Below are 25,741 nucleotides of genomic sequence, written 5' to 3' on the forward strand. Positions count from 1 at the left end.
ATGGCCCGTATTACCGTTGAAGACTGCCTTGCCAACGCCGAAAGCCGCTTCGATCTGGTGCTGATGGCGGCGCGGCGCGCACGCCAGTTGTCGCTCGGCCGCTCGCCGCTGGTCGAACCCGAGAACGACAAGCCGACCGTGATCGCGCTGCGCGAAATCGCGGCGGGCAAGATCGACCGCAGCGTGCTCGAACCCGAGGAGCTGCACCTGTTCCTGACGCCGGAAGAACTGGCCGCGCAACGTGCGACGGCCGGCTGGGAGCAGGCAATGGAAGCGACCACGCAGGTGATCGCGCCGTCCGACGAGGGGTCCGCCCCCAGGGCGGACGAGGACGTCTGAGCGCCCCGGCACAGGCCGTCCAGGCCAGCGGCATCCAGGCGCTGGCCGCGCGCCTTGCCGCGTATCTTTCCCCTGACGAAGTCGCCGGCGTTCGGCGCGCGCACGCCTTCGGCGCGCAAGCCCACAGCGGCCAGCAGCGCCAGACCGGTGAGCCCTACATCGCCCACCCGCTGGCGGTCGCCGACATCCTGGCCGACCTGCACGTCGACGCCGCCACGCTGTGCGCGGCACTGCTGCACGACGTCATCGAGGACACCGCCGCCACGCGCGCGGAGATCGCCCAGCAGTTCGGCGAGGAAATCGCGGCGCTGGTCGACGCCGTCACCAAGCTGACGCAGATCCGCTTCGAGACCCGCGAGCAGGCGCAGGCGGCGTATTTCCGCAAGATGATGCTGGCGGTCGCGGGCGACCTGCGCGTCATGCTGATCAAGCTCGCCGACCGCCTGCACAACATGCGCACGCTGGGTCATCTGGCGCCCGACAAGCGCCGGCGCACGGCCCGCGAGACGCTCGAAATCTACGCGCCGATCGCCAACCGCCTGGGCATGCACCAGCTCGGCAGCGAGCTCGAGGAACTCGGCTTCGCGGCGCTGTACCCGCTGCGCAGCCGGGTGCTGGACGAGGCCCTGCGCCGCGCCCGCGGCAACCGCCACGACGTGGTCGGCAGGATCGAGGCGACTCTGCGCCATCGGCTGGATCAGGCCGGCATCCGCTACCGCATGGAAGGCCGCGAGAAGCACCTGTACAGCGTGTACCAGAAGATGCGCCAGGACCGCATTCCGCTCAGCGAGGTGTACGACGTGTACGCGCTGCGCATCGTGGTGGACTCGGTCGACGACTGCTACCGCGTGCTGGGCCTGACGCACAACACCTACAAACCGCTGCCCAATCGCTTCAAGGACTACATCGCGATCCCCAAGGCCAACGGCTACCAGTCGCTGCACACGGCGCTGTTCACGCCGTTCGGCGTGCCGGCGGAAATCCAGATCCGCACCGAGGAAATGCACCGCGTGGCCAACGAGGGCGTGGCCGCGCACTGGTCGTACAAGGACCCGAGCGGCGGCGGGCGGCCGCCGCAGCGGGCGCGGGAATGGCTGCAAAGCCTGCTGGAGCTTCAGCGCAACGCCGGCGACCCGCAGGAATTTCTCGACTCGGTCAAGGTCGACCTGTTCCCGGACGAGGTGTACGTGTTCACGCCCAAGGGCCGCATCCTGGCGCTGCCGGCCGGCGCCACGGCGGTCGACTTCGCCTACGCGGTGCACTCCGACATCGGCGATCACTGCGTGGCGGTGCGCATCGACCGCCGGCTCGCGCCGCTCAGCAGCGCGCTCGAAACCGGGCAGACCGTTGAAATCATCACCGCCAAGACCGGCACGCCGCACCCGAGCTGGCTCAACTTCATCGTCACCGGCAAGGCGCGGGCGGCCATCCGGCATTTCCTGAAGAACATCGGTCGCCAGCAGGCGGTCGAACTCGGCCGGCGCCTGCTCGAAATCGAACTCGCGCGCCTGGGCACGCCGATGGCGCAGGTGCCGGAAGCGCATATCGCGGGGCTGCTGCGCGAATTCAGCGCCCGCGCCATGGACGACCTGCTGGAGGATGTCGGGCTCGGCAAGCGTCTGGCGGCGGTGGTGGCGACGCATCTGGTGAGCGGCACGCCGCAGCCGCTCACCGAAGGCGCATCGCGGTCGGGATTCCGCCGCGCGCTGCGCCGCGTGGCGCCGCGCTGGCTGGTCGGCCAGGAAGGGCGCTCGGCGCCGCTCGCCATCAAGGGCACCGAGGGTCTCGTGGTCAGCTACGGCAAGTGCTGCCGGCCGATTCCGGGCGACCCGATCCGCGGTTATGTCAGCGCCGGGCGGGGCGTGGTGATCCACGTCGACGACTGCCCGAGCACCGCCGAGTTCGCCAAGCAGCCCGACAAGTGGCTCGACGTGGAATGGCAGCCGGCGAGCGACGCGCGCTTCCCGGTCGACATCCGGGTCGAGGTGGTCGACCAGCGCGGCGAGCTCGCCACGCTCGCCGCCGCCATCGCCGACATGGACTGCAACATCGCGAACGTGCAGTTGCATGAAAAGGACGGCATCCACGCCGTCGACGATTTCACCATCGAGGTGCGCGACCGGGTGCACCTGGCGCGGGTCATGAAACGCCTGCGCCAGCTCAAATCCGTGCGCCGCATCGCCCGCAAACGAGGATGACCATGCCGCTTGAAGCCATCGCCAGCGACCGCGCCCCGGCCGCCATCGGTCCTTATTCGCAGGCCCTCCGGGCCGGCAACACCGTGTACCTGTCGGGGCAGATTCCGCTTGACCCCACCACCGGCGAACTGGTGGCGGGCGACATCGAGGCGCAGGCGGTGCGCGTGTTCGAGAACCTGAAGGCGGTGGCGCAAGCCGCCGGCGGCAGCCTGCGCCAGGCGGTGAAGGTCACGATCTACCTGACCGACCTTGGCCATTTCGCGACGGTGAACACGATCATGGCGCGGTATTTCGAGCAGCCCTACCCGGCGCGGGCGACGCTCGGCGTGGCGGCGCTGCCGCGCGGGTCGGCAATCGAGGCCGACGCCGTGCTGGTGCTCGGCTGACGCCAGCCGGCGCGGGCATGGCGACTGCCACGGCTGCCCGGCCCGTTGCCACTTCGGCGCTGTCCGCGTTGCCGGGCGTGGGCCCGGCCCTCATCAGCCGCCTCGCGCTGCTCGGCATCAGCCGCCCGGCGGATCTGCTGCTGCACCTGCCGCTGCGCTTCGAGGACCGCAGCCGCGTGCGGGCCATCGCCGGCCTGCGCGAGGGTGAGGCGGCGCTGATCCGCGGGCGCATCGAGGCCGCCGAGCTGGGCCAGGGGCGCCGCCGCGCGCTGCTGGTGAGCGTCACCGACGCGAGCGGCGCGCTCACGTTGCGGTTCTTCCACTTCCGCCCGGCGCAGACGCAGCAACTGCGCCCCGGCCTGTGGCTGGAATGCTATGGCGAGGTGCGCAGCGGGCCGTTTCGGGCCGAGATGGTCCACCCGGACTACCGCCTGCTGCCGGGCGGCCCGGACGAGCCGCTGCCGCAGGCCACGCTGACGCCGGTTTATCCCAGCACCGCCGGGCTCACGCAGGCCACGCTGCGCCGGTTGATCGGCGCGGCACTCGGCCGCTGCGAGCAATTCTTGCCGGAGCTGCTGCCGGCTGGGCTGCGGCAGGCCGAGCAGTTGCCGGATCTGCCGACGGCGCTGCGCCGCCTGCACCAGCCGCCCGCCACGGCGCTCGACGACACGCCGGCGGCGCTTCACCGGCTCGCCATCGAGGAGCTGCTGGCGCATCACCTCAGCCTTCGGCAGCGGCGCCGGCAGCGGCAGACGCGCCAGGCGCCGCCGCTCGTGGGTGCCGGCACGCTGCGGGAGCGGCTCGCCGCGTCGCTGCCGTTCGCCCTCACCGCCGCGCAGCGGCGCGTCATCGGCGAGGCGCTGGCCGACCTTGCAAGGCCGCACCCGATGCTGCGCCTGCTGCAAGGGGACGTCGGTTCCGGCAAGACGCTGGTGGCGGCGGCGATCGCGCTCGAAGCGGTCGAGGCCGGCTGGCAGGCGGCCATCATGGCGCCGACCGAGCTGCTGGCCGAGCAGCACTTTCGCAACTTCTGCCGCTGGCTGCCGCCGCTCGGCATCGATCCGGTGTGGCTTGCCGGCCGTCACGGCGGGCGCACCCGCGCCGGCATTCTGGAGGCCATTGCGTCCGGCCGCGCGCCGCTGGTGGTCGGCACGCACGCGCTGTTTCAGGACGACGTACAGTTCGCGCGCCTCGGACTGGTCATCATCGACGAACAGCACCGCTTCGGCGTGCACCAGCGCCTGGCGCTGCGCGCCAAGGGCGACGACGGCCGCCTCGCGCCGCACCAGCTCATCATGACCGCCACGCCCATCCCGCGCTCGCTCGCCATGACGTTTTACGCCGACCTCGACACCTCGGTCATCGACGAGCTGCCGCCGGGCCGCACGCCGGTCGACACGCGCGCCGTGTCGCGCCAGCGCAAGGACGAGCTGCTGGCCGCCATCGCCGCCACCTGCGCGCGCGGCGAGCAGGCGTACTGGGTGTGCCCGCTGATCGACGAGTCCGAGGCGCTGGCGCTGTCGGCGGCCACGGCGACGGCCGAGGAACTCGCCGCCGCGCTGCCGCAGCTGCGCGTGGGCCTGCTGCACGGGCGCATGAAAAGCCGCGACAAGGAGACGGTGATGGGCGCCTTCCAGCGCCGCGAGACGGACCTGCTGGTCGCCACCACGGTGATCGAGGTGGGCGTCGACGTGCCAAACGCGTCGCTGATGATCATCGACCACGCCGAGCGCCTGGGTCTGGCCCAGCTGCACCAGCTGCGCGGGCGTGTGGGCCGCGGCAGCGCGCACAGCCGCTGCGTGTTGCTGTACGAGCCGCAGCTGTCGGGCACGGCGCGGGCGCGGCTGGCGGCCATGCGCGAGACCGGCGACGGCTTCGAGATCGCGCGGCGGGATCTTGATCTGCGCGGCCCGGGCGAGCTGCTCGGCACGCGCCAGACCGGCGAGGTCAACCTGCGCGTGGCCGATCTCGCCCGCGACCGCGGCCTGCTGCCGCGCCTGCCGGCGCTCGCGGCGCGCATCGAACAGGACGCGCCGTCGGCGGTGCCCAAACTCATCGACCGCTGGCTAGGCCGCGGCCTGGCCTACGGCGAGGTGTGAGATGACGTCCGACTGGCGGCCGCTCGGCGCGGCGGCATTGCGCTGCCTGCCTGCGGCCCTGCGGCCGTGGCTGGCGGATGCGGGCTCGCTTACCGCCGCACTGCGCCGCGCGCTCGGGGGCGCGCTCGATTGCACGCTGCTGGCGCACGGCTGGCGCGCGGCGAGCGAGGACGAGGCGCGTTATTTGGGTCTCACGCCCGGCAGTCGGCTGTTCTGGCGGCGGGTGCGGTTCAGTCACGCCGGGCACGCCGGGCGCGCGCTGCTGATCGGCCATACACTCGCGCCGCCAGCGGTGCTGGCGGCCTGCCCCAGGCTGCGTCGGCTGGGCCATCGGCCGGTCGGCGAGCTGCTGTTTGCGGACCCGGCGGTACGGCGCGAGCGGATCGAACTGGCCGAACCGGGATCGGCGACGCTGCTCAGCGTCCCGCACGCGCTTGCGGCGCGGCGCGCGCTGGTGCCGGTCAGTCGAGGCCGGCTGCTGGTCACGGAACACTTTCTGCCCGCCATGCGGCGCCTGCCACGGCCATGCTGAAACGTCTCAAGGCCTACGCCGAACTGACCCGTTTGCACCGGCCGATCGGCAGTCTGCTGCTGCTGTGGCCCACCTGGTGGGCGCTGTGGCTGGCGAGCCACGGCGTGCCGGACCTGCGCACACTCGCCGTGTTCACGGCGGGCGTGCTCACCATGCGCTCGGCCGGCTGCGCCATCAACGACTACCTCGACCGCGACGTCGACCGCCACGTGGAGCGCACGCGCAATCGCCCGCTCGCGCGTGGCGCCATCCGGCCGGCGGAGGCGCTGGTGATCTGCGTGCTGCTGCTGATGGCGTCGCTGGCGCTGGTGCTGACGCTGAACCGCCGCACGCAGGAGCTGGCCGTGGTCGGCGCGCTGCTGGCGGTGACCTACCCGCTCGGCAAGCGCCTCACGCACCTGCCGCAGGTGTATCTCGGGCTCGCATTCGGCTGGGGCATCCCGATGGCGTTCGCCGCGGTGCAGGACAAGGTGCCGCCCATCGCCTGGCTGCTGCTGATCGGCAACGTGTTCTGGACCGTCGCCTACGACACCTTCTACGCCATGGCCGACCGGGCGGACGACATCCGCATCGGCGTCAAATCCACCGCCATCCTGTTCGGTGACGACGATCGCCTCATCATCGGCGTTCTGCAGGCGAGCGCGCTCGCCACATTGGCGCTGGTCGGCTGGCAGGCGCGGCTCGGGGTGTGGTTCTACGGCGGGCTCGCCGTGGCCGGGCTGCTTGCCATGCACCAGCAATACCGCACGCGGGGCCGCGAACCCTCGGCGTGCTTCAACGCGTTTCTCGCCAACAACTGGTTCGGCGCCGCGGTGTTCGCCGGCATCGCCCTGCACTACGGGATGTCCTCATGAGCCGCGACCTGCGGGAATTCATCGCGCGCCTGGAGGCGCAGGGCGAGCTCAAGCGCATCGCCGTGCCGGTCGACCCGCGCCTCGAAGTCACGGAAATCTGCGACCGGGTGCTGCGCGCGGGCGGCCCGGCGCTGCTGTTCGAGCACCCGACCGGGCACGCCCTGCCGCTGCTGGCCAACCTGTTCGGCAGCGTGCGCCGTGTGGCACTGGGCTTGGGTCGCGAGAGCGTCGCCGAGCTGCGCGAGCTGGGCGAGCTGCTCGCCCAACTGCGCGAACCGCAACCGCCGCGGGGCCTGCGGGAAGCGTGGCAGCAGGTGCCGATCGTCAAGCAGGCGCTTGCCATGCGCCCGCGGCGCGTCGGCAGTGGGCCATGTCTCGATGTGGTGCTCGAAGGCGACGACGTGGACCTGACGGCGCTGCCCATCCAGACCTGCTGGCCGGACGACGCCGCGCCGCTGCTGTCCTGGGGGCTCGTGGTCACGCGCGGGCCGGACGGCGGGCGGCAGAACCTTGGCATCTACCGGCAACAGGTGCTCGGCCGCAATCGGCTCATCATGCGCTGGCTAGCGCACCGCGGCGGCGCGCTCGACTGGCAGGCCTGGCAGGCGGCGCGGCCGGGCCAGCCGTTTCCGGTGGCGGTCGTCATCGGCGCCGATCCGGCCACGCTGCTGGCGGCGGTGATGCCGATTCCGGACGGTCTTTCCGAGTACCAGTTCGCCGGCCTGCTGCGCGGCGAGCGCACCGAGCTGCTCGCCACGGCCAGCGGCCTCGACGTGCCGGCGCGGGCGGAGATCGTGCTGGAGGGCGTGATCACGCCGGGCGACGAGGCCGACGAGGGGCCGTTTGGCGATCACACCGGTTACTACAACGAGACCGAGCGTTACCCGGTGTTCACGGTGCAACGCCTAACGCGCCGGCGCGACGCCATCTACCACAGCACCTACACCGGCCGCCCGCCGGACGAGCCGGCCATGCTGGGCGCGGCGCTGAACGAGCTGTTCGTGCCGCTGCTGCGCCGGCAGTTCCCGGAGGTGGTGGATTTCTACCTGCCGCCGGAGGGCTGCTCGTACCGGGTGGCGCTGGTGTCGATCCGCAAGCAGTACCCGGGACACGCCTCGCGGGTGATGTTCGGCGTGTGGTCCTACCTTCGGCAGTTCCTGTACACCAAGTTCATCGTGGTGGTGGACGACGACATCGACGTGCGCTGCTGGCAGGACGTGGTGTGGGCGATCAGCACGCGCGTTGATCCCGCGCGCGACTTGCTACTCGCGGAGCGCACGCCGATCGACAGCCTCGATTTCGCCTCGCCGGTGGCGGGGCTGGGCTCCAAGATGGGCCTTGACGCCACCAACAAGTGGCCGGGCGAAACCGGCCGCGAGTGGGGCCGGCCGATCGTCATGGACGGCGCCGTCAGGGCGCGCGTGGATGCGCTGTGGGGGCAGCTTGGTCTTTGACGGGCCGGGACGCCGCTACGGGGTACGTATAATTCCCCGCGCGCTTGGCCGACGTGACGCCGGGCGCGCCGCGCCACCTTCCCCTTATCGAGACCTGGATTTCGCCGTGACAGAACCGTCCACCGCCGCGCAGCGCGTCGCCTCCTTCGATTACGACGACCTGCTGCGCTGCGCGCGCGGGCAGATGTTCGGGCCCGGCAACGCGCAACTGCCGCTGCCGCCGATGCTGATGTTCGACCGCATCGCGCACATCAGTGACCACGGCGGCCAGTACGGGCGCGGCGAGATCATCGCGGAACTCGACGTGCGTCCCGATCTATGGTTCTTTGGTTGCCACTTCGAGGGCGACCCGGTGATGCCCGGTTGTCTAGGCTTGGACGCCATGTGGCAGCTCGTGGGCTTTTACCTCGGCTGGATCGGCGGACCCGGGCGCGGCCGGGCGCTCGGCGCGGACGAGGTCAAGTTCGGCGGCGAAGTGAAGCCGGCGGCGCGCCGGGTGACGTATCACGTGCACATGAAGCGCGTGATTCAGCGCAAACTTTTCATGGGCATCGCGGACGCGACAATGGCCGTGGACGGCAACCCCATCTATTCCGCCAGCGGCCTGCGGGTCGGCCTGTTCACCAACAGCTTCGAGAGCACACCGTGAGACGCGTCGTCATTACCGGCCTCGGCATCGTATCGAGCATCGGCACCACCCAGGCGCAGGTTGCCGATTCGCTGCGCGAGGTGCGATCGGGCATCGAATTCAGCGACGAATACCGCGAACTCGGCTTCCGCAGCCACGTTCACGGCCCGCTGCGCATCAACACGGAAGAGCACATCGACCGCAAGCTGCTGCGCTTCATGGGCGACGCGGCGGCGTATGCGCACATCGCCATGGTGGAGGCCATCGTCGACGCCGGCCTCACCGAGGCCGAGGTGTCGAACCCCCGTGCGGGCCTGGTCGCCGGCTCCGGTGGCGCCTCCACCGCCAACACGGTGCTGGCCGCCGACACGCTGCGCGAGAAGGGCGCCCGCCGGGTCGGGCCGTACATGGTGCCGCGCACCATGTCGAGCACCGTGGCCGCGTGTCTGGGCACGGCGTTCAAGATCAAGGGCGTGGGGTACTCGATTTCCTCCGCCTGCGCCACCTCCGCGCACTGCATCGGTAACGCGGCCGAGCTGATCCAGGCCGGCAAGCAGGACCTGGTGTTCGCCGGCGGCGGCGAGGAACTGCACTGGACCGAATCGGTACTGTTCGACGGCATGGGCGCTCTGTCCTCGGCCTACAACGACCGCCCGTCGGTGGCCTCGCGTGCCTACGACGCCGACCGCGACGGCTTCGTGATCTCCGGCGGCGGCGGCGTCGTGGTGGTCGAGGCGCTCGACCACGCGCTCGCCCGCGGCGCCAAGATTTACGGCGAGCTGGTCGGCTACGGCGCCACGTCGGACGGCTTCGACATGGTCCAGCCTTCCGGTGAGGGCGCGGTGCGTTGCATGCGCCAGGCGCTCGGCGACATTCCGCTGACCGATATCGATTACCTCAACACCCACGGCACCAGCACGCCAGTCGGCGACGGCCGCGAGCTCGAAGCGGTGCGCGAAGTGTTCGGCAATGCGCTACCAGCGTTCAGCTCCACCAAGTCGCTGACCGGCCACTCGCTGGGCGCCGCCGGCGTGCACGAGGCGATCTACTGCCTGCTGATGATGCGCGGCGGCTTCATCACCCCGTCCGCCCACATCGAGCGACTCGATCCGGCCGCCGAGGGCTTGCCGCTGGTGCGCGAGCGGCGCGACGGTGTTCGTCTGGATACCGTGATGTCGAACAGCTTCGGCTTCGGCGGCACCAACGCCACGCTCGTACTGCGCCGCTACAACGGCTGACACGCCAGCGCCCGGGCAACAAAAAAGGCGGAGCCGGCAACCCGGCCCCGCCTTTTTTCGTTCTGCTCGGCCTTATTTCTTGACCTGGGCGACCATGTAATCGACGGCGGCCTCGACCTGCGCGTCGCTCAGGTTCATGAAGCCACCCTTGGGCGGCATGGCGCGGATGCCCTGCAGCGAGTGCTGGTGCAGGACCTCGACGCCCTGCGCGATGCGCGGCGCCCAGTCCTCGGCGCTGCCGAGCTTCGGCGCGCCGGCGACGCCGGAGGCGTGGCACGAGAAACAGGCCTGCTGGTACACCGCCGCACCATCCACCGGGCCGGAATCGGCGGCGGCGGTGGCCGCCACGCCGCCGACTGGCGCGCCCGAACCGCCCGTCTGTACCTGGCCGACCGGCTTGATGCGCTCGTTGGCCAGCGCGGCGACGGTCGGATCGACCTTGGCCGGACGCGCAGCGTTCACCACAAACACGGCAATACCGGCAATCAGAAAGGTAAAGGCCACCAGCGAGAGCAGCACCACCGTGAAGGCGGTCGAGGAATTGTCGCTGGCCGGGGCGGAATGCGCGTTCACAAAGACTCCTTGGGACGGGGATCGGACGAAAGCTTGAGGCTCCGGTGGCTCCTTGCCGGGCCCCGCAGCGCGCGAAATTATAGCGATGTCGACGGCGCGTCCGGTGGCCTGCTGGCTGGCGCGCTTGCGCGCGGTCAAGCACGCCCGTCTCCGGTGGCCGGCGCGTACTTGCTGGTAAACTGCGCCACCGACGCGCCCGTAGCTCAGCTGGATAGAGTACCGCCCTCCGAAGGCGGGGGTCAGAGGTTCGAATCCTCTCGGGCGCGCCAGTTCCGGTCGTCGGCAAACGCCGCGCGGACGGTGCCGAGCGTCCCGTGGCCGGCCCGGTGCATGTCAGATCCCAACGCCGGTACGCGCATGCCGCAGTTCCCATGCTGATCTTCGACCAGTCGAGCCCTGGCCGCGCCAACGGCGCGTTGAGCGCCCCCGCCGCGCCGCCAGACGACCTGCCTGCTGCCTTGCTGCGCAAGAGTCCGCCGCCGCTGCCGCAGGTGTCGGAGCTGCAAGCCGTGCGCCACTACACGCGGTTGTCGCAGAAGAACTTCTCGATCGACACGCACTTCTACCCGCTCGGCTCCTGCACCATGAAGTACAACCCGCGCGCCGCCAACGAGCTGGCGCTGCGGCCTGGGCTGCGCGATCGCCACCCGCTGGCGCCCGCCGCGACCGGACAGGGCTATCTCGCGTGCCTGTGGGAGCTGCAGGAGATTCTGGCGTCCGTCACCGGCATGGCGGGCGTGTCGCTGACGCCGCTCGCCGGTGCGCAGGGGGAACTGGCCGGCATCGCCATGATCGAGGCCTACCACCGCGCGCGTGGCGACAGCGCGCGGCGCGAGATTCTGGTGCCAGACGCCGCCCACGGCACCAATCCCGCGACGGCCGTGATGTGCGGCTACACGGTGCGCGAGATTCCGACCGACGCCGAGGGCGACGTCGACCTGGGCGCCCTGCGCGCCGCCGTCGGCCCGCACACGGCCGGTCTCATGCTGACCAACCCGTCGACGCTCGGTGTGTTCGAGCGCCGCATCGGCGACATCCAGCGCGTGATCCACGACGCCGGCGGCCTGCTGTACTACGACGGCGCCAACCTGAACGCCATCCTGGGTCAGGCCCGGCCGGGCGACATGGGCTTCGACGTGGTGCACCTGAACCTGCACAAGACCTTCGCGACGCCGCACGGCGGCGGCGGGCCGGGCGCGGGGCCGGTCGGCGTGAGCGAGCGCCTGCTGCCGTTCCTGCCGGTGCCGATGGTGGCGCGCGAGGGCGACGCCTATCGCTGGCTGACCGACGCCGACCGTCCGCAGAGCATCGGCCGGCTGTCGGCGTTTGCCGGCAACGCCGGCATCCTGCTGCGCGCCTGGGTGTACATCCGCCTGCTGGGGCGCGAAGGCATGCGCCGGGTCGCCGAGTTCGCCACGCTGAATGCGGCGTATCTGCAGGCGCGAATTCGCGACGCCGGTTTCGAAATCGCCTTCCCGAACCGCCGCGCGAGCCATGAGTTCATCGTCACGTTGCGGCGCGACAAGCAGGCGCTCGGCGTGAGCGCGCTCGACGTCGCCAAGCGCCTGCTCGACTACGGCTACCACGCGCCGACGGTGTACTTCCCGCTGCTGGTGCCGGAGTGCCTGCTGATCGAGCCGACCGAGACCGAGTCGCTGGAAATGCTGGACGGCTTCGTGGCGGCACTGGTCGAGATCGCCCGCGAGGCGCGCGACGCGCCCGACCTGCTGCACGGCGCCCCGCACACGCTGCCGGTGCGGCGGCTCGACGAGGTGCGCGCCGCGCGCCAGCCGGATCTCGCCTGGCGGCCGGCCTGATCACCCAAGGGAGAACACACGTGCGGGCACTGATCTGCGGTTCGATGGCCTACGACACCATCATGGTGTTCCAGGACCGCTTCAAGAACCACATCCTGCCGGACCAGGTGCACATCCTGAACGTGTCGTTCCTCGTGCCGCAGATGCGCCGCGAGTTCGGCGGCTGCGCCGGCAACATCGCCTACAACCTGAAGCTTCTCGGCGGCGATCCGCTGCCGATGGCGACCGTCGGTGAGGACTTCGCGCCGTATCGCGACTGGCTCGACCGGCACGGCATCGACCGCCAGCACATCACCGAGGTGCCCGGCGCGTACACCGGCCAGGCCTTCATCACCACCGATCTTGACGACAACCAGATCACGGCCTTTCACCCGGGCGCCATGGGTGAGTCGCACCGCAACTCGGTGGCAGATGTGGAGGCGGTGGACATCGGCATCGTGGCGCCGGATGGGCGCGACGGCATGCTGCAGCACGCGCGCGAGTTCGCCGAGGCCGGCGTGCCGTTCATCTTCGATCCCGGCCAGGGCATGCCGCTGTTCGACCGGGGCGAGCTGCTCGACTTCATCGAGCAGGCGACCTGGATCACCGTCAACGACTACGAAATCGAGATGCTGCAGGCGCGCACGGAGCTGTCAGCCGGCGACATCGCCAAGCGCGTCGAGGCACTCATCGTGACCCGAGGTGGCAAGGGATCCAGCATCTACACGGGCGGCCATCGCATCGACATCCCGGCGGTAACGCCGGCCGCAGTCAACGACCCGACCGGCTGCGGCGACGCCTACCGCGCAGGCCTGCTGTACGGCCTGCTGCACGAGCTCGACTGGCCGACCACCGGCCGCATCGCGGCCCTGCTGGGTGCGCTCAAGATCGAGCACCACGGCACACAGAATCACCACTTCACGCCGGACGACTTCCTGCGCCGCTACGAGGCGGAGTTCGGGCACGGCTTCTGACGGCGCGGCGGGCGCCTCTCAGCCCCGCCCGCCGCGATCCGTGACCTCCACCTCTTCCACCTGAGCCACCGCGGATAGCCCGCGGCGGCGCATCAAGGCCTCCAGGCTGTTCCCGGGCGGCGCGTCGACTTCGACCGGCGGCGTCTCTGTGTCGGTGACCTCGACGTCGGCAACCTCGACCGCAACCAGCTCCGGCTCCACTGACTCCGGTTCGACTGACTGATCTGTCGCATTGGCTTTGGCGGACCTCGAGCCGGATTTGCCATTCGCCTTGACCGGAGCCTCTTCCAGCACCGGCGTAACGACATCGACGGCTTCCGCTACCTCGCCGGACTCGTCGACAACGAAGCCCACGTCCGCCCCGTCCGGTTCCACCGTCAGTGCTTCCGTAGCGAACTCCTCGACGACCACGACAGCATCCACCACGTCGACTTCAAGCGTCGCGAGCGGTTCGGCGACGGCGTCCATCTCGGCCGGCAGGTCGAGCGGTGCGATGTCTTCATCCGACAGTTCCGCCGCCAAGTCTTCAATGCTGATGGTCTCTTCGGCAAGCTCCACCACCGTGGCTTCGTCATCGATGACGACGGGCGCCTCGTCTGCTGGCAGCGCCGGTCGCGGCACGACCAGCCGCACCGGCGGCACCGGCTTGTCGAGCTCGACCACGCTCACCGCGTCGCTCGGCACCGCCACCGACTCGTCGACGCCGAGCAACACATCGATGGCCGATTCCTGATCCCAGTCCCACACCGGCTCGCCGGCCTGGGCCCGATCGAGGATGGTTTCGAGCGTCTCCAGGAACGCCTCCTGCTCGAACATTGACACCCCGACCTCGTCCATGCCCTGGCGCAGGCGGCGCGTCATGCGCGGGCGCAGCTCCGTCAGGCGTTGACGGGCCGTGCCCTCCTTGGGGCTGACGCTCCACAGCAGCGCGTCGACGGTCGCCAGCGCCTGCCGCCAGGGCGACGCCTCCGGGCCGTGACTTTCGAGGCAGTTCACCATGTACTGCATCCAGTGCGTGCCGAGGAAGGCAATGATCGGATCCGGTAGGCGCCCGACCTGCTGGCGGCGCTCGGCAATTTCGGCCTCGACCCGCGCGATGAGGCTACGCCGCATCGCGCTGACCGACTGCGTCGACTCCGCCGCCGGCAGGGCCAGGGTGCGTAGATCGAGCAGGCCCGTCTCGGCGGCGATCGCAAACGCCCGGTGGTCGTCCATGCAGGCTTCGCCGACGCTGTCGACCAGCGCTTCGAGCACCTGCCGTTGCTGCGGCATCGGCGGCTCCTGCCAGCCGCGCGTAACGGCAATGAGCTGGTCAAAAAACCGCCGTCCGAGATGCGAACGGCGCGCCAGCATGGCCCGGTCGCGCAGCGCCAGGCGCAGGAACGGGATTTGCAGGCGGGCAATGCACAGGCGGGCGGAGACCGGCACGGCGCTGTCGTTGAACACACCGTCGAACAGCAGCGCAACCATGTCGAGCACGATTTGCTGCGACAGATCGCCGGCGCCGGTATCCACCGGGCGCGTCGCAAAGCGGGCAAGGTCGATTGATGCCGAGCGGCTGCGGCTGCCGGGCTGGTCGTGCTGTTGCAGGGTGGCGAGCAGCTTGGTGGCCTCGCTGCCGGATGCGTTGCCGTCGCCTGCCAGCGCCTGCTGAATCAACGCGCCGATATCAAGATCGCCACGCTGGCCAGTCTCGTTAACCAGCGCGTCCAGCGCCGGAAGATCAGCGGCTTGCGGCATCGAGGTCGGTTTGGCGGCTTCCGGCGGTCGGTCGAGGGCTACGGCCAGGTCCCGATAAAGGCCCGGCAGAGCGGCGCCGACGTGGCGCTCGAACAGCATCAGCAGCGTCCGCCGAACGCTCGGTTCGGTGAGCGTGTCCCTGAAGGCCGCCTCGAATGCCGCAAATACCTGCCGTGGGCCGAGCACCTCGTCGCCGTCAGGCACACCGACGATCAGCGCGAGACTGCCGCGAATGCCGCGCAGCGGATCGGCGCACGCCGTTTCGGCCTGCCGGACCGCCGCCGTCAGGGCCACCGCCTCGTCAAGATCGTTGCCGCCAAGCTGGCGCGTCAGCGGACCCTCGCCGCGTTCGAGCGCCTGCCAGCAGCCGAGAACCCCATCCGCAAAGCGCCGATCGATTGCCTCGCGACCCATACGCAGCTCGCGTATGGCGTCGAAGCAGACCCCCCGTTCGAATTCGCTCTTGTGGCTCTGCGCAAGCTCGAACAGAGCGTCTTCGAGCCGTGTGAGCATGCCGCCGAAAACGCCCTGCAATGCCGCCACGAAACCGCTGCGGGGACCTGCGAGACCCAGTGCGTCGTCGTCACGTTGGACGCGGGCCTCAATCAATTTACCGGCGCTCATCGGCACACTCGTACTGGGAAGGACGGGCCTCTGTCGAACACGTCAGGCTCAGGCGAAGCACCGCTGCCAGCGCGCCAGGTCGTCGCCCGGCACTGGCATCAGCTCAATGCCGTGCAGGAAATCCGGGGCCACCTCGCGCGACCAGCGCACCTCGCCGCACAGGAAGAACTTGCCCGGCACGCCGCTGACGTTGACCCACAGCTCAATCCGCACGCCCGCCGCCAACGGCTGGCCGAGCCACAGCCCAAGCCCGCCGGAGGACACGTCGCAGGTGCGGGACGGCAAGGTCGCACCCGCCAGTTCAGGCGCACCGACCGCGCTCACGATCTGCACCAGCAGACGCTCGTCGCGGGATCGCCGCCGGCTCGTGCGGCGTTCGTCGCCGCTGGCGGCGGCGCTGTGCGTGGAAAGCGAAACGATGGAAGCTGCCATGGGAGATTGACCCGTATTCGATTCACCGTGAAGGGGATATCGGACCAAAGGACCAAAACCTTTATGGCAAGACCAAACAAATTCCGGGCGGGCCTGGAATCGGTCCCAGCACCGGCCGCCGGGGGAACCGCAGCGCGGCGGCGGCGTGCTATCGGCCGCGCGCCGCGCTGCCCGAAGCGAGCGCATGCGCCGCGCGCGTGGTCTGCGGCAATCGGTAGCGGGTGGTGCAGGCCATCACCCAATGGACAGCGCGTTCCAGGCTCACCCGGTGGCCGACCGACACGTAGATCGGCTTCACGCCGACGCGGCTGCGCAGCACGGCGCCGATCACCTCGCCCCGGTCGTACAGCGGCACCCAGGCACCACGGCGGTCGGGCACATCGGCGTGCTCGCCGACCAGACGCGACTTGGCCACGCCGATCGACGGCAGGCCGGTCAGCACACCCAGATGGCAGGCGATCCCAAACCGGCGCGGGTGCGCCCGCCCCTGCCCGTCCACCAGCAGCAGGTCGGGCTGCCGATCGAGCCGGGCGAGCGCCTGCAGGGCGGCGGGCAGCTCGCGAAACGACAGCAGCCCCGGCACGTACGGGAACTCGACCGGCCGCTCGGCAAGTGCATGTTCGACGGCCTCAAGCCCGGGAAACGACAGCACGGCCACCGCCGCCCGGGCGATCGGTCCGCCCCCGGGAAACCCCACTTCGATGCCGGCCACCCGGCGCACGTCGCGAGCGTCGTCAATCTCCAGCACGCGGCCAGCCAGTTCCCGCTGTATGGCGACCGCTTCCCGGACGCTCGCCGGCGTCAGGAAACCGCTCACCGGCCCGGTGCTATCCTCGCCGCCCATGTCCGATCCCGACTCCGAATTGGCGGGCGCCGTCGCGCGCGCGCTGTACGCCCGCGACACCGCCGCCCGCTGGCTCGGCATTGCCGTGCGCCACTGCGGGCCGGGCGAGGCGGTGCTGACCATGACCGTTGCCGACAGCATGCTGAACGGCCACGGCATCTGCCACGGCGGGTTCATCTTCAGCCTGGCCGACACGGCGTTTGCCTACGCCTGCAACAGCGGCAACGAGCTGACCGTAGCCCAGCATTGCAGCATCGATTTCCTGCGCCCGGCGCGGCCCGGCGAGCTGCTGACCGCCACCGCGCGCGAAACCGTGCGCCGCCCGCGCAGCGGTGTCTACGACGTCGTCGTGTGCGGCGCGGACGGCGCGCCGGTGGCGCTGTTCCGCGGGCTGTCGCGCAGCCGGCCCGGCACACCCGTGATCGACGAAACGCCGCCCTGAGCGGGGTGCGTCACAACCCGTCCGCCTTGGCGGCATCCCACAGCGCGTCGAGCTCGGCGAGCGTGCAGTCCTCGGGCTGCCGGCCGGCCGCCCGCAAGGCCTGTTCGATGTAGGCAAAGCGGCGCTCGAACTTGGCATTGCCGCGGCGCAGCGCGTCCTCGGCGTCCACCTTGAGGTGGCGGGCCAGGTTCGCCATCACGAACAACAGGTCACCGAGTTCGTCGGCCACCGCGTCGCGGTCGTCCTGGCTCAGGGCTTCGCGCACTTCGGCCAGTTCCTCGTCCAGCTTGTCCAGCACCGGCGTCAGGTCCGGCCAGTCGAAGCCGACCCGCGCCGCGCGCTGCTGGAGCTTCTGGGCGCGCTTGAGCGCCGGCAGGGCCTGCGCCACGCCGGCCAGCACGCCGCTGTCCTTCGCGCCCCGCTCGGCGGCCTTGGCCGCTTCCCAGGCCGCCGAACGGTCGGCGTCGGTCTCGAACACGGCGTCGCCGAACACGTGCGGGTGACGGCGCAGCAGCTTGTCGCAGATGCCGGCGGCGACGTCCTCGAAATCGAACAGGCCCGCCTCGCGCGCCATCTGCGCATGGAAGGCGACTTGCAGCAGCAGGTCGCCGAGTTCCAGCCGCAAGTCGTCGAAATCCCGCCGGGCGATGGCGTCGGCGACCTCGTAGGCTTCCTCCAGCGTGTACGGGGCCACGCTGGCGAAGTCCTGGCGCAGATCCCACGGGCAGCCGCGCTGCGGGTCGCGCAAGCGGGCCATCAGGTCGAGCAGGCGGCGGGTGTGTTGCATGGGCGAATTATCGCGGCAGCCGCAGGCCGGCAGCGCCCGACCTTGCAACTGAAAACATTACATTTCAGAAACAGCCGGTTAATAAAGCCGTAACACAAGACGTCGACACTGCGCCTCCATTGTCACCAGGGGGTACCCGCATGCCGTCAGCGACCGGGCCGGTCAAGCACTACCGCACCGTGTGGATTTCCGATGTCCACCTCGGCTTCAAGGGCTGCCGGGCCGACTTTCTGCTGGACTTCCTGCATCAGGTCACCTGCGAGCGGCTGTACCTGGTCGGCGACATCATCGATTTCTGGCACATGCGCCGCGGGCTGTACTGGCCGCAGGCGCACAACAACGTGGTCCGCACCGTGCTCGGCAAGGCCAAGCACGGCACGCAGGTGATCTACGTGCCCGGCAACCACGACGAGCTGCTGCGCGAGCACGACGGCCTGCAGATGGGCAACCTCGGCATCCGCAGCCGGATCGTGCACACCACCGCTGACGGTCGCCGCCTGCTGGTGATGCACGGCGACGAGTTCGACAGCGTGGTCAAGTGCAGCCGCCTGCTGGCGCTCGCCGGCAGCCAGGCGTATGCGCTGCTGCTGCGCGCCAATCGCCTCGTCAACGCCGTGCGCAGCCGCTTCGGCCTGCCGTACTGGTCGCTCGCGGGGCACCTCAAGCACAAGGTCAAGAACGCGGTGAACTTCATCTCGAACTTCGAGTCCGCGGTGGCACTGGCCGCCCGCCGGCACGAGGTGGACGGCGTGGTGTGCGGCCACATCCACCGCGCCGAGATCAGCCTGAGCGGCGAGGTGCTGTACCTGAACTGCGGGGACTGGGTGGAGAGCTGCACCGCGCTGGTGGAGCACGACGACGGCCGGATCGAGCTGCTGCACTGGTCGGATCAACAGCATGCGTTGAAAACCGAAGCCGCCTTGCCGGCGCTCGCCGCGTGAGGATCGCCATCGTCTCGGACGCCTGGGAACCGCAGATCAACGGCGTCGTCACCACCCTCAAGCGCACCTGCGAAGAACTCGCCACCCTCGGCCACTGTGCCGAGGTGATCGGCCCGGACCGTTTCCGCACCCTGCCCTGCCCGGGTTACCGGTCCATTCGCCTCGCGCTGTGGCCCGCGCCCAGGCTGACGCGCCTGCTCGACGATCTGGCCCCGGACGCCATCCACATCGCCACGGAAGGTCCGCTCGGTCAGGCGGCCCGGCGCTACTGCCTCGACCGCGGGCTCGACTTCACCACCGCGTACCACACGCAGTTTCCGGAGTACCTGGCGCTGCGCACGCCGATCCCGGCGCGCTGGACCTATGCCCTGGTGCGCCGTTTTCACGCCGCGGCGGCGCGCACCATGGTCGCCACGGCGTCGCAGCAGGCGGCCCTCGAACAGCATGGCTTCCGGAACCTCGTGCGCTGGAGCCGTGGTGTCGACACCACGCTGTTCCGGCCGCGAGACAAGTCGTTTCTGGTCGCACCCCGGCCGATTTCGATGTTTGTGGGGCGCGTCGCGGTCGAGAAAAACCTGGACGCCTTCCTGAAGCTGGACCTGCCCGGCAGCAAGTTCGTGGTCGGCGACGGGCCGGCCCTGGCGGCCCTGCGCGAGCGTTACCCGACCGTGCGCTTCACCGGCTTCAAGCAGGGCGAGGAACTGGCCCGGCACGTCGCGGCGGCGGACGTGTTCGTGTTCCCGAGCCGCACCGACACCTTTGGCCTGGTGCTGCTGGAGGCGATGGCCTGCGGCGTGCCGGTCGCGGCCTACCCCGTCACCGGCCCAAAGGATGTGGTGACCCAGGGCGTGACCGGCGTGCTGCACGAGGATCTCGCCCACGCCATCCGGCAGGCGCTGCGACTCGACCCCGAGGCCTGCGTGGCGCACGCCAGAACGTACTCGTGGCGCAACGCGACGCTGCAATTCGTCGCCAACCTCGCGGCGCCCGCCCACGCCGACATCGCGCCAGGCACGGAAATCCGGGACGCGCGCTGTTACTGACGCACGGGCGCGCCACGCGACACCCCGGCCCGCCGGGCCGGCCCGGCGCGCTGCGGGCATCACCCGGGCGCTACGTCCGGCTCGGTCCGAGCCCGGATCGGGCGGACGCCACGGCACCGACCGCCACCAGCCCCAACACGATGGCCGCCCCCGCCGGCAGATCGAACAGTGCCGACGCCAGCAGCCCGAGCGCATAGCCGGCGGCACCGATCAGACAGCCGCGCTTGAGCCGCCCGCCGGCGGCGAGCGCCGGCACGATCAGGCTGGCGAACACCAGGTACACGCCCACCACCTGCACCGATGCGGTGACGGTGACGGCGAACAGCCCGTAGAAACCGAGCGGCGAATCCTTCAGGCGCAGGCCGTGCCAGGCCGCCAGCACCGCCGCGGTGACCAGCGCCAGCGGTCCCAGGTCGCCCCAGGTGCTCCACAGGATCTGCCCCACCAGCAGCTCCTGCAGGCGCTCGCCGGCGTGCGGGTCGTGGCTCATCAGCACGATGGCCGCGCAGGCGGCGGTGACGAAGCCGACGCCGATCAGTGCCTCAAGCTGCCGCGGCGCGCGCCGCTCCAGCGCGCGCAGCAGCAGCGCGCCGGTGAGCGCCGCCAGCACGGCGGCGAGCTGCATGCGCCAGCCGCTCGCCTCGAAGCCGAGCGCGCTGGCGATGACGATGCCGAGCCCGGCGAACTGCGCGATGGCGAGATCGATGAAGATGATCCCGCGCCGCAGCACCTCGCCACCCAGCGGCACATGGGTTGCCAGCACCAGCAAGCCGGCCGCGAAGGCCGGCAGCAGGATGCCGAAATCGACCGCCGCGAAACTCATGGCGCGGCGCTCAGCAGGCGCGCGAGCGTCACCTCGAACAGCCCGAACAGGTCGTCCGTGCCCGGCGCGCCGCCGGCGGTGTAAGGCAGCTCCACGGCGGGGATGCCGGCTTTCTGCGCCAGCCACGCCGCTGGCTGCGCGGACTGATGGGCCGCATGCAGGATCATCCGTGCCGGACGGCCTTCGAGCGATGCGAGCAATGCCGCCAGATGCGCCGCCGAGGGTTCGACGCCGGGCTTGGGTTCGAGATCGCCCACCACCACCAGCCCCAGCCAGTCGGCCAGATAGCTGAAGCTCTTGTGGTGCACCACCACCGGCACGCCCTTCAGGCGCGCGCCCTGCGCCGCCCAGCGCAGGCTCGCCGCCTGCCAGCGCGCCTGGAAGTCGGCGTTGCGCTCGGCATAGCGCGCGGCATGGGCGGGATCGAGCTGCGCCAGGCGCGCGGCGAGCGCGTCGGCGATGCGCGCCACGCGCGGCGGGTCGAGCTGCACGTGCGGGTTGCCGGCGGCGTGCAGGTCGCCCTGGGCGCGGTCGAGTTGGGTCGGCCGCTCCAGCAGCGGCACCTGCGCACTCGCCTCGAAGTAACCCTGCTGACCGGGCTGGATGCGGCCGTTGCCGGCCTGGCGCTGCAGCAGCGGCAGCCAGCCGGCTTCCAGCTCGGCGCCGGTGCAGACCAGCAGATCCGCGCGCCGCGCCTTGGCCAGCAGCGACGGCCGCGCCTCGATGCGGTGCGGGTCCTGCAGCGCGGTGGTGGCCGAATCGACCTCGGCCAGATCGCCGGCCAGTTCACGGGTCAGCGCCGCCCACTCGGGCTCGCAGGCGAGCACGCGCAGCGCGGCCTGCGCCGGGGCGATCAGCAGGAAGCTCATCAACGCAGACAGGAACAGGGTTCTCATGGTGATCTCCTCAGAACTGATGGGCGCCGTGGGAACCGAGGCTCATGATGTATTGCAGGATGAGCTGGTTGTCGGTGTCGCCGTCCAGCACCTGGTCGCGGTTGAATTGCAGGCGAAAGCGCGAGAACTCCGACGGCGAGAAGTCGGTCATCAGGCTCCAGCGGTCGGGGTGATAGCGATCGCCATCCAGACTCGCGGCGTTCAGGCCGAAGTCGGTCGAACCGCTCGACAGCCGGCTGTAGCGGGTGCCGACGCGCCAGCGCGGCATGAACTGGTACACCGCCTGGGCATACCAGCCGGACTGGTCGCTGTCGTAAGCGTCGGTCAGGTCGAGACAGGCGCCGCCCTCGATGCGGTTGTCGGTGCAGGTCAGGTCGCCGTCCTCGTCGCGCTGGAAATACTCGGTGGCGAAGGTGAAATTGCGCTCGCGCGGGTTGCCGTTCGGCGCCCATTTCCAGACGAAATCCGCCAGCCAGGTCTTCGAGTCGCCCGAGAACAGCGTCAGCGCCTCGACGTCGTTCAGGTCATCGACCCAACCCTCGCGCTCGCGCGGCCGGGCCTTCAGGTAGGAAAGACCAGTGCGCCAACTGTGCGAGTCGCCCACATCGCCGCCCAGGTGCGCGAAGGCCGCCCAACTGCCGGCGCCGTTCCTGTCCCCGCCGGCGTCCGAGCCCGGAAAGAACTGCCCCTTGGCCACCTCGGCGCCGAGCTCGAAGAACAGCTCGGTCGGCGCCAGCCAGCGCAGTTGCAGGCCGTCCTGCCGCAGTCCCTCGCCGAACAGCGCCTCGTAGACCAGGTTGTTGTCGGCGAAGTCCCAGGCGTGGGGGTGTTTCTCGTTCTGGTAGCCGATGCCGGAGCGAAAGCGCCCGCCCTTCACCGTGACGCCGTGGCCGATTTGCAGGCTCTGGAACCAGGCCTCCTCGACCTCCACCTCCTCGTCCAGAAACGCGAGGTTCAGATAGCCGCGCAGGTAGGGATCGACGTTGGCGCTCATGACCAGCTCGGTATGGTCCAGCGTGAAGCCGCGCTCGGCGTGGGCGTGCTCGCCGGCCGGCAGGAAGCCGCTGATCGGCCGCTCGCCACCGGCGCGATCGTTGTAGGCGCCTTGCAGGATCAGCGAGATGTCGGGGTTGAAGGCGCTCGACGGCGGCGGCGCCGCCTGGGCGGTCTGCTCGGCGGTGGCGGTCTGCGCGGTCGCCTGGGCTTGGCCGGCCTGCGCCTCGGCCGCCTGCACGCGGCCTTCGAGCGCCTTCAGGCGCGCCTCGTAATCGGTTTGCAGGGCCTTGAATTTCTGCTCGAACTCGGCGCGCAGCGCGTCGATTTCCGGCTGCGGCGCAGCCAATACGGGGGTGGCGAGCGCGCACAGCGCCGCCACGGCGAATGCCAGACGATGGAACATGGAAGTACTCCCGTGGACGCCCCGGGTGTCGGGAACGTCGTTGAAACGCAGCGGCCAGCGGCCGCCGGTCAGGTGTCAGGCCGACGCCAGCGGCGGCGCGCGCACCTGGTACGGGAGCGAAGGGGCAGGAAGATCAATCGAAACCGGCCGCGCGATGGCAACCGCATCGGCATCCATCACCACGTCGACCACCAGCGGCGAAGCCGCCAATGCACCGTCGGCGCCGGCATAAGCCACACACAACACGCACACCGCGTGCGCCGGCAGCGCCGGACCGTCGGAATCGGCATCGCCCAAATGGGCGAGCGCATGGCGCATGGCCGCTGCCTGCCAACCCAGCAAAAGCGTCAGCAGCGCAGCCAGCCACAACCGCCGGGGCCAGAGCCCGGTCCGGGAGTAGCGATGCCTGTGTGCGAGGACCCCGATCATGGGCAAATCATCCCACAGGACCGCGGGCGCAGTGCCCGAGACGGGCTCCGGACCCTACGTTGCAACTCGCTGCGGTGGTCATGCTCGGCCGGCCAGCACCACGCCCATTCCCGACAACAGCACGATCAGTTGCGCAGCGAAATCGGCGCGACGCCGGACAGTGTGTCAGCGCCAAGGCCCGGGCGCGGCCGACACAGATCCGCGGGCTGGCCGCGTGTAGGGCGGATCGCGATCCGCCTTCCGCTTTTCCTGTTCAACGAAATCGGATAAAACGCGGGGCGGCGGGTTACGGCTGCGCCTAACCCGCCCTACGCGGGCTACGCGGGCTGCGATTCGCCCGACGCCGGCTTGCCGGTGTCATGAGGGGGGGTTACTGCGAAAAACGATGTACCTTTCTGCCCAGTGCAGGTAGGGCAGCTCGGTTCGCCTGGCGGAGCCAAACCGGCGGATCCGGGTCTGGCAACTTGGAAGGCGTCCTCCAGGAGGCTTCGGTGGATAATCCGGCGTCGCGCGCCAAGCCATTGATAACAGTGTTTCTGTCTCGCAATGTGAGCCGTGTTATACACCAGCCGGTGTACAACTTACGTTAGCCGTCACTAGGGACAGCTCGCTGTGAGCGGAAAGATCACGATTGGTGCCGAACTAGGGGACCCAGAGTCAAAGGGGAAATCCGATCTCAAAATCATTCTGGTCAGGCTATTTGATAAGCATGTGACAGCCACTCACTGCTCTGCTATAGATCAGTACGCTTTGGTCTTACGTATTGACGGAAAGTTCGGTCAGTTCGGAGAGGAGGGTTTAGCGAGGCTCCGGTTTCAGAAGTCTCGGCGCTATATTTCGGTAGACATTCAGATTCCAGAGCACGTATGGAAGCCCATGACCATTGCTGAATTCGGAGTCTACTTGGTTCAACGCGTACGCGAAGCGCTGTATGCCTGTGTTGAGCGCCTTGAACATAGCAGGGCGCAAGTAGATCGGGAGCTTCTATTTGCTCAAGTAGCAGCAGCAACAAGGGAGTTTGCGGCAAGTGACGGCTAACATACCGCTGCAGGCGACGGCGCTTCGCGCCGCGCCTGAGCTTGCACGTTGGGCGGCAATGGGAAGTTCTGAGAAAGGGGCAGTTAAATGAAGGACATCTTAGAAAAGATATCGTCGTACAACATCTTCAATTACCTGCTTCCCGGGGTGCTTTTTGCAATTTTCGGTAGCCGCCTGACAAGTCTTCCGCTGCTTTCGGAGGATATGGTAATTGGCGTCTTTCTCTACTACTTCTATGGACTGGTGGTTAGTCGCGTCGGCTCGCTGATTCTTGAGCCAATCCTGAAGAGATTTGCATACGTAAGGCATGAGGCATACGAGAAATACGTCGCTGCTGTTAGGGCGGATTCGCAGTTGGAGGTTCTGTCAGAGGTGGGCAATATGTACCGCACGCTCGCGGCCCTATTCATATGTCTACTTGCCACTATGCTATGTGAAGAGATTTCTAAACAAATTGGCATGGGTGTTGTGTCTGCGAGCGTTATCTGTCTTGTTCTGTTTTCAACTCTATTCGTAATCTCATATAGGAAGCAGGCTGCTTACATCTCGGCGAGAGTAAAGGCCATCCGAGAGGACAACTAACACAAACGGAGTCGTGTTATGAAACTTACAGTCCATGATGTTGGCCATGGCGGCTGCATTAGCCTCGTTCACCCTAACGGAAAGGCGATGATATGGGACGTTGGGCATCAAGATGAAAATCGGCCATCGAGCATTCTTCCAAGATCTGGAATCCGCTCAGTGGAATATCTGTTCATCACAAACTACGACGAGGATCACGTTAGTGATATGCCAGAGTTCCGAAAGGAAGTCGGCATCAGGGCGGTATATAGAAATAAGTCGATAGATGCCGCCGCGCTCAGGGCGCTGAAGTTAAAGAGCGGCCCCATCTCGCCAGCCATGGAGTCCACGCTGGAGCTAATTTCAAGGTATAACGCGCCCCTCGCAGCCCCACTGCCTGAATTCCCGGGTGTTACATATAGCGTCTACTGCAATCAGTTCGGCGCCGAATACGAAGACACCAATAACATCAGTCTCGTTACGTTTCTAACAATCGGAAGCACAAAGTTCATAATTCCTGGAGACCTTGAAAGGAAAGGGTGGCTAGGTGTCACGTCCCGGCCGATTAGTTGGTTCTCGGTGAAAGAGCTCAGGATGAGAGATATACCAGCTCTGCAGTGCCTGTGCCGGGGTCTGGGCGTTCAGGGCCTGCTGGGGCAGGTGGTGGTTGT

25 protein-coding genes, 1 tRNA gene and 1 pseudogene are annotated in these 25,741 nt (G+C 68.9%); 18 read left to right on the forward strand and 9 right to left on the reverse strand.

Translation table 11 applies throughout. From position 1 onward, the window contains the following. The 9 genes from rpoZ (at position 1) to fabB (ending at position 9,728) form a co-directional block, all read left to right on the forward strand. On the forward strand, positions 1–339 hold the full coding sequence (gene rpoZ, locus AB7F93_RS01800) for a DNA-directed RNA polymerase subunit omega (protein ID WP_428301165.1): 339 nt from the start codon (positions 1–3) through the stop codon (positions 337–339). Then, on the forward strand, positions 336–2,537 hold the full coding sequence (locus AB7F93_RS01805; RefSeq protein WP_428301193.1) for a RelA/SpoT family protein: 2,202 nt from the start codon (positions 336–338) through the stop codon (positions 2,535–2,537). The genes rpoZ and AB7F93_RS01805 overlap by 4 nt, the downstream gene beginning before the upstream one ends. A 2-nt stretch (positions 2,538–2,539) precedes the next feature. Then, on the forward strand, positions 2,540–2,923 hold the full coding sequence (locus AB7F93_RS01810) for a RidA family protein (protein WP_428301166.1): 384 nt from the start codon (positions 2,540–2,542) through the stop codon (positions 2,921–2,923). A gap of 17 nt (positions 2,924–2,940) precedes the next feature. After that, positions 2,941–5,022 carry an ATP-dependent DNA helicase RecG gene (gene recG / locus AB7F93_RS01815; RefSeq protein ID WP_428301167.1) on the forward strand — a complete coding sequence of 694 codons (2,082 nt, stop codon included), beginning with the start codon at positions 2,941–2,943 and terminating at the stop codon, positions 5,020–5,022. Position 5,023: 1 nt separating this feature from the next. Continuing rightward, complete coding sequence (locus tag AB7F93_RS01820) at positions 5,024–5,554, forward strand: chorismate--pyruvate lyase family protein (protein ID WP_428301168.1); 531 nt, start codon at positions 5,024–5,026, stop codon at positions 5,552–5,554. Further along, entirely contained in the window at positions 5,548–6,408 is an 861-nt protein-coding gene (gene ubiA, locus AB7F93_RS01825) for a 4-hydroxybenzoate octaprenyltransferase (RefSeq protein WP_428301169.1), read from the forward strand. The genes AB7F93_RS01820 and ubiA overlap by 7 nt, the downstream gene beginning before the upstream one ends. Continuing rightward, positions 6,405–7,862 carry a 4-hydroxy-3-polyprenylbenzoate decarboxylase gene (ubiD, locus tag AB7F93_RS01830; RefSeq protein WP_428301170.1) on the forward strand — a complete coding sequence of 486 codons (1,458 nt, stop codon included), beginning with the start codon at positions 6,405–6,407 and terminating at the stop codon, positions 7,860–7,862. The genes ubiA and ubiD overlap by 4 nt, the downstream gene beginning before the upstream one ends. Before the next feature lie 106 nt (positions 7,863–7,968). Continuing rightward, complete coding sequence (fabA, locus tag AB7F93_RS01835; protein ID WP_428301171.1) at positions 7,969–8,511, forward strand: 3-hydroxyacyl-[acyl-carrier-protein] dehydratase FabA; 543 nt, start codon at positions 7,969–7,971, stop codon at positions 8,509–8,511. Beyond that, entirely contained in the window at positions 8,508–9,728 is a 1,221-nt protein-coding gene (gene fabB / locus AB7F93_RS01840) for a beta-ketoacyl-ACP synthase I (RefSeq protein ID WP_428301172.1), read from the forward strand. Before fabA ends, fabB begins: the two co-directional genes overlap by 4 nt. Positions 9,729–9,800: 72 nt before the next feature. On the opposite strand, the gene AB7F93_RS01845 is transcribed toward fabB, so the two are convergent. Continuing rightward, a complete protein-coding gene (locus AB7F93_RS01845) occupies positions 9,801–10,439 on the reverse strand; it encodes a c-type cytochrome (RefSeq protein WP_428301173.1) in 639 nt (212 codons plus the stop codon). A gap of 54 nt (positions 10,440–10,493) precedes the next feature. Here AB7F93_RS01845 and AB7F93_RS01850 point away from each other — a divergent pair. The 3 genes from AB7F93_RS01850 to AB7F93_RS01860 all read left to right on the forward strand — a co-directional run bounded on the left by AB7F93_RS01850 (position 10,494) and on the right by AB7F93_RS01860 (position 13,071). Further along, a tRNA-Arg gene (locus AB7F93_RS01850) sits at positions 10,494–10,570 on the forward strand. Between the two features lie 102 nt (positions 10,571–10,672). Next, entirely contained in the window at positions 10,673–12,118 is a 1,446-nt protein-coding gene (gcvPB, locus tag AB7F93_RS01855; protein WP_428301174.1) for an aminomethyl-transferring glycine dehydrogenase subunit GcvPB, read from the forward strand. A 20-nt stretch (positions 12,119–12,138) separates the two neighbouring features. After that, positions 12,139–13,071, forward strand: a complete 933-nt coding sequence (locus AB7F93_RS01860) for a carbohydrate kinase family protein (RefSeq protein ID WP_428301175.1) — start codon at positions 12,139–12,141, stop codon at positions 13,069–13,071. Positions 13,072–13,089: 18 nt separating this feature from the next. Here the strand turns inward: AB7F93_RS01860 and AB7F93_RS01865 are convergent, their stop codons facing one another. The 3 genes from AB7F93_RS01865 to nfi all read right to left on the reverse strand — a co-directional run bounded on the left by AB7F93_RS01865 (position 13,090) and on the right by nfi (position 16,711). Beyond that, the gene (locus AB7F93_RS01865) at positions 13,090–15,435 is read right to left on the reverse strand and encodes a DUF1631 family protein (protein WP_428301194.1); all 2,346 of its coding nucleotides are present in this window, start codon (positions 15,433–15,435) and stop codon (positions 13,090–13,092) included. 48 nt (positions 15,436–15,483) lie between these two features. Then, on the reverse strand, positions 15,484–15,867 hold the full coding sequence (locus AB7F93_RS01870; protein WP_428301176.1) for a PilZ domain-containing protein: 384 nt from the start codon (positions 15,865–15,867) through the stop codon (positions 15,484–15,486). Between the two features lie 148 nt (positions 15,868–16,015). Further along, a complete protein-coding gene (gene nfi / locus AB7F93_RS01875) occupies positions 16,016–16,711 on the reverse strand; it encodes a deoxyribonuclease V (protein WP_428301177.1) in 696 nt (231 codons plus the stop codon). Here nfi and paaI point away from each other — a divergent pair. Next, positions 16,710–17,153: a hydroxyphenylacetyl-CoA thioesterase PaaI gene (gene paaI / locus AB7F93_RS01880; protein ID WP_428301178.1), complete on the forward strand. Its 444-nt coding sequence runs from the start codon at positions 16,710–16,712 to the stop codon at positions 17,151–17,153. The genes nfi and paaI overlap by 2 nt on opposite strands. A gap of 10 nt (positions 17,154–17,163) precedes the next feature. Here the strand turns inward: paaI and mazG are convergent, their stop codons facing one another. Next, positions 17,164–17,940 (reverse strand): nucleoside triphosphate pyrophosphohydrolase, encoded by a 777-nt coding sequence (gene mazG / locus AB7F93_RS01885; protein WP_428301179.1) that lies wholly within the window; start codon positions 17,938–17,940, stop codon positions 17,164–17,166. Between the two features lie 140 nt (positions 17,941–18,080). Here mazG and AB7F93_RS01890 point away from each other — a divergent pair, with 140 nt between their 5' ends. After that, on the forward strand, positions 18,081–18,881 hold the full coding sequence (locus AB7F93_RS01890) for a UDP-2,3-diacylglucosamine diphosphatase (RefSeq protein WP_428301180.1): 801 nt from the start codon (positions 18,081–18,083) through the stop codon (positions 18,879–18,881). Further along, complete coding sequence (locus AB7F93_RS01895; protein WP_428301181.1) at positions 18,878–19,924, forward strand: glycosyltransferase family 4 protein; 1,047 nt, start codon at positions 18,878–18,880, stop codon at positions 19,922–19,924. Before AB7F93_RS01890 ends, AB7F93_RS01895 begins: the two co-directional genes overlap by 4 nt. A gap of 70 nt (positions 19,925–19,994) precedes the next feature. Here the strand turns inward: AB7F93_RS01895 and AB7F93_RS01900 are convergent, their stop codons facing one another. From AB7F93_RS01900 to AB7F93_RS01915, 4 genes are all read right to left on the reverse strand, one after another. Then, positions 19,995–20,747: a metal ABC transporter permease gene (locus AB7F93_RS01900; protein WP_428301182.1), complete on the reverse strand. Its 753-nt coding sequence runs from the start codon at positions 20,745–20,747 to the stop codon at positions 19,995–19,997. Further along, a complete protein-coding gene (locus AB7F93_RS01905) occupies positions 20,744–21,643 on the reverse strand; it encodes a metal ABC transporter substrate-binding protein (protein ID WP_428301183.1) in 900 nt (299 codons plus the stop codon). Before AB7F93_RS01905 ends, AB7F93_RS01900 begins: the two co-directional genes overlap by 4 nt. Positions 21,644–21,653: 10 nt before the next feature. Then, the gene (locus AB7F93_RS01910; protein ID WP_428301184.1) at positions 21,654–23,042 is read right to left on the reverse strand and encodes a TonB-dependent receptor; all 1,389 of its coding nucleotides are present in this window, start codon (positions 23,040–23,042) and stop codon (positions 21,654–21,656) included. 75 nt (positions 23,043–23,117) lie between these two features. Then, positions 23,118–23,471 (reverse strand): hypothetical protein, encoded by a 354-nt coding sequence (locus tag AB7F93_RS01915; protein WP_428301185.1) that lies wholly within the window; start codon positions 23,469–23,471, stop codon positions 23,118–23,120. Positions 23,472–24,083: 612 nt separating this feature from the next. On the opposite strand from AB7F93_RS01915, the gene AB7F93_RS01920 reads away from it, so the two are divergent. The 3 genes and pseudogenes from AB7F93_RS01920 to AB7F93_RS01930 all read left to right on the forward strand — a co-directional run. After that, positions 24,084–24,509 carry a hypothetical protein gene (locus tag AB7F93_RS01920; RefSeq protein ID WP_428301186.1) on the forward strand — a complete coding sequence of 142 codons (426 nt, stop codon included), beginning with the start codon at positions 24,084–24,086 and terminating at the stop codon, positions 24,507–24,509. An 87-nt stretch (positions 24,510–24,596) separates the two neighbouring features. Then, positions 24,597–25,091: a hypothetical protein gene (locus AB7F93_RS01925; RefSeq protein ID WP_428301187.1), complete on the forward strand. Its 495-nt coding sequence runs from the start codon at positions 24,597–24,599 to the stop codon at positions 25,089–25,091. An 87-nt stretch (positions 25,092–25,178) separates the two neighbouring features. Continuing rightward, positions 25,179–25,741 (forward strand): annotated as a pseudogene (locus tag AB7F93_RS01930) (hypothetical protein); the annotation flags it as partial.

The sequence above is a fragment of the Immundisolibacter sp. genome (genome assembly GCF_050250495.1).
GTDB lineage: Bacteria > Pseudomonadota > Gammaproteobacteria > Immundisolibacterales > Immundisolibacteraceae > Immundisolibacter.

Coding starts and splice junctions, on each gene's coding strand:
- rpoZ (WP_428301165.1), top strand. CDS start 1: ATGGCCCGTATTACCGTTGAAGACTGCCTTGCCAACGCCGAAAGCCGC.
- AB7F93_RS01810 (WP_428301166.1), top strand. CDS start 2,540: ATGCCGCTTGAAGCCATCGCCAGCGACCGCGCCCCGGCCGCCATCGGT.
- recG (WP_428301167.1), top strand. CDS start 2,941: ATGGCGACTGCCACGGCTGCCCGGCCCGTTGCCACTTCGGCGCTGTCC.
- AB7F93_RS01820 (WP_428301168.1), top strand. CDS start 5,024: ATGACGTCCGACTGGCGGCCGCTCGGCGCGGCGGCATTGCGCTGCCTG.
- ubiA (WP_428301169.1), top strand. CDS start 5,548: ATGCTGAAACGTCTCAAGGCCTACGCCGAACTGACCCGTTTGCACCGG.
- ubiD (WP_428301170.1), top strand. CDS start 6,405: ATGAGCCGCGACCTGCGGGAATTCATCGCGCGCCTGGAGGCGCAGGGC.
- gcvPB (WP_428301174.1), top strand. CDS start 10,673: ATGCTGATCTTCGACCAGTCGAGCCCTGGCCGCGCCAACGGCGCGTTG.
- AB7F93_RS01865 (WP_428301194.1), bottom strand. CDS start 15,435: ATGAGCGCCGGTAAATTGATTGAGGCCCGCGTCCAACGTGACGACGAC.
- AB7F93_RS01870 (WP_428301176.1), bottom strand. CDS start 15,867: ATGGCAGCTTCCATCGTTTCGCTTTCCACGCACAGCGCCGCCGCCAGC.
- paaI (WP_428301178.1), top strand. CDS start 16,710: ATGTCCGATCCCGACTCCGAATTGGCGGGCGCCGTCGCGCGCGCGCTG.
- nfi (WP_428301177.1), bottom strand. CDS start 16,711: ATGGGCGGCGAGGATAGCACCGGGCCGGTGAGCGGTTTCCTGACGCCG.
- mazG (WP_428301179.1), bottom strand. CDS start 17,940: ATGCAACACACCCGCCGCCTGCTCGACCTGATGGCCCGCTTGCGCGAC.
- AB7F93_RS01890 (WP_428301180.1), top strand. CDS start 18,081: ATGCCGTCAGCGACCGGGCCGGTCAAGCACTACCGCACCGTGTGGATT.
- AB7F93_RS01900 (WP_428301182.1), bottom strand. CDS start 20,747: ATGAGTTTCGCGGCGGTCGATTTCGGCATCCTGCTGCCGGCCTTCGCG.
- AB7F93_RS01905 (WP_428301183.1), bottom strand. CDS start 21,643: ATGAGAACCCTGTTCCTGTCTGCGTTGATGAGCTTCCTGCTGATCGCC.
- AB7F93_RS01910 (WP_428301184.1), bottom strand. CDS start 23,042: ATGTTCCATCGTCTGGCATTCGCCGTGGCGGCGCTGTGCGCGCTCGCC.
- AB7F93_RS01915 (WP_428301185.1), bottom strand. CDS start 23,471: ATGATCGGGGTCCTCGCACACAGGCATCGCTACTCCCGGACCGGGCTC.
- AB7F93_RS01925 (WP_428301187.1), top strand. CDS start 24,597: ATGAAGGACATCTTAGAAAAGATATCGTCGTACAACATCTTCAATTAC.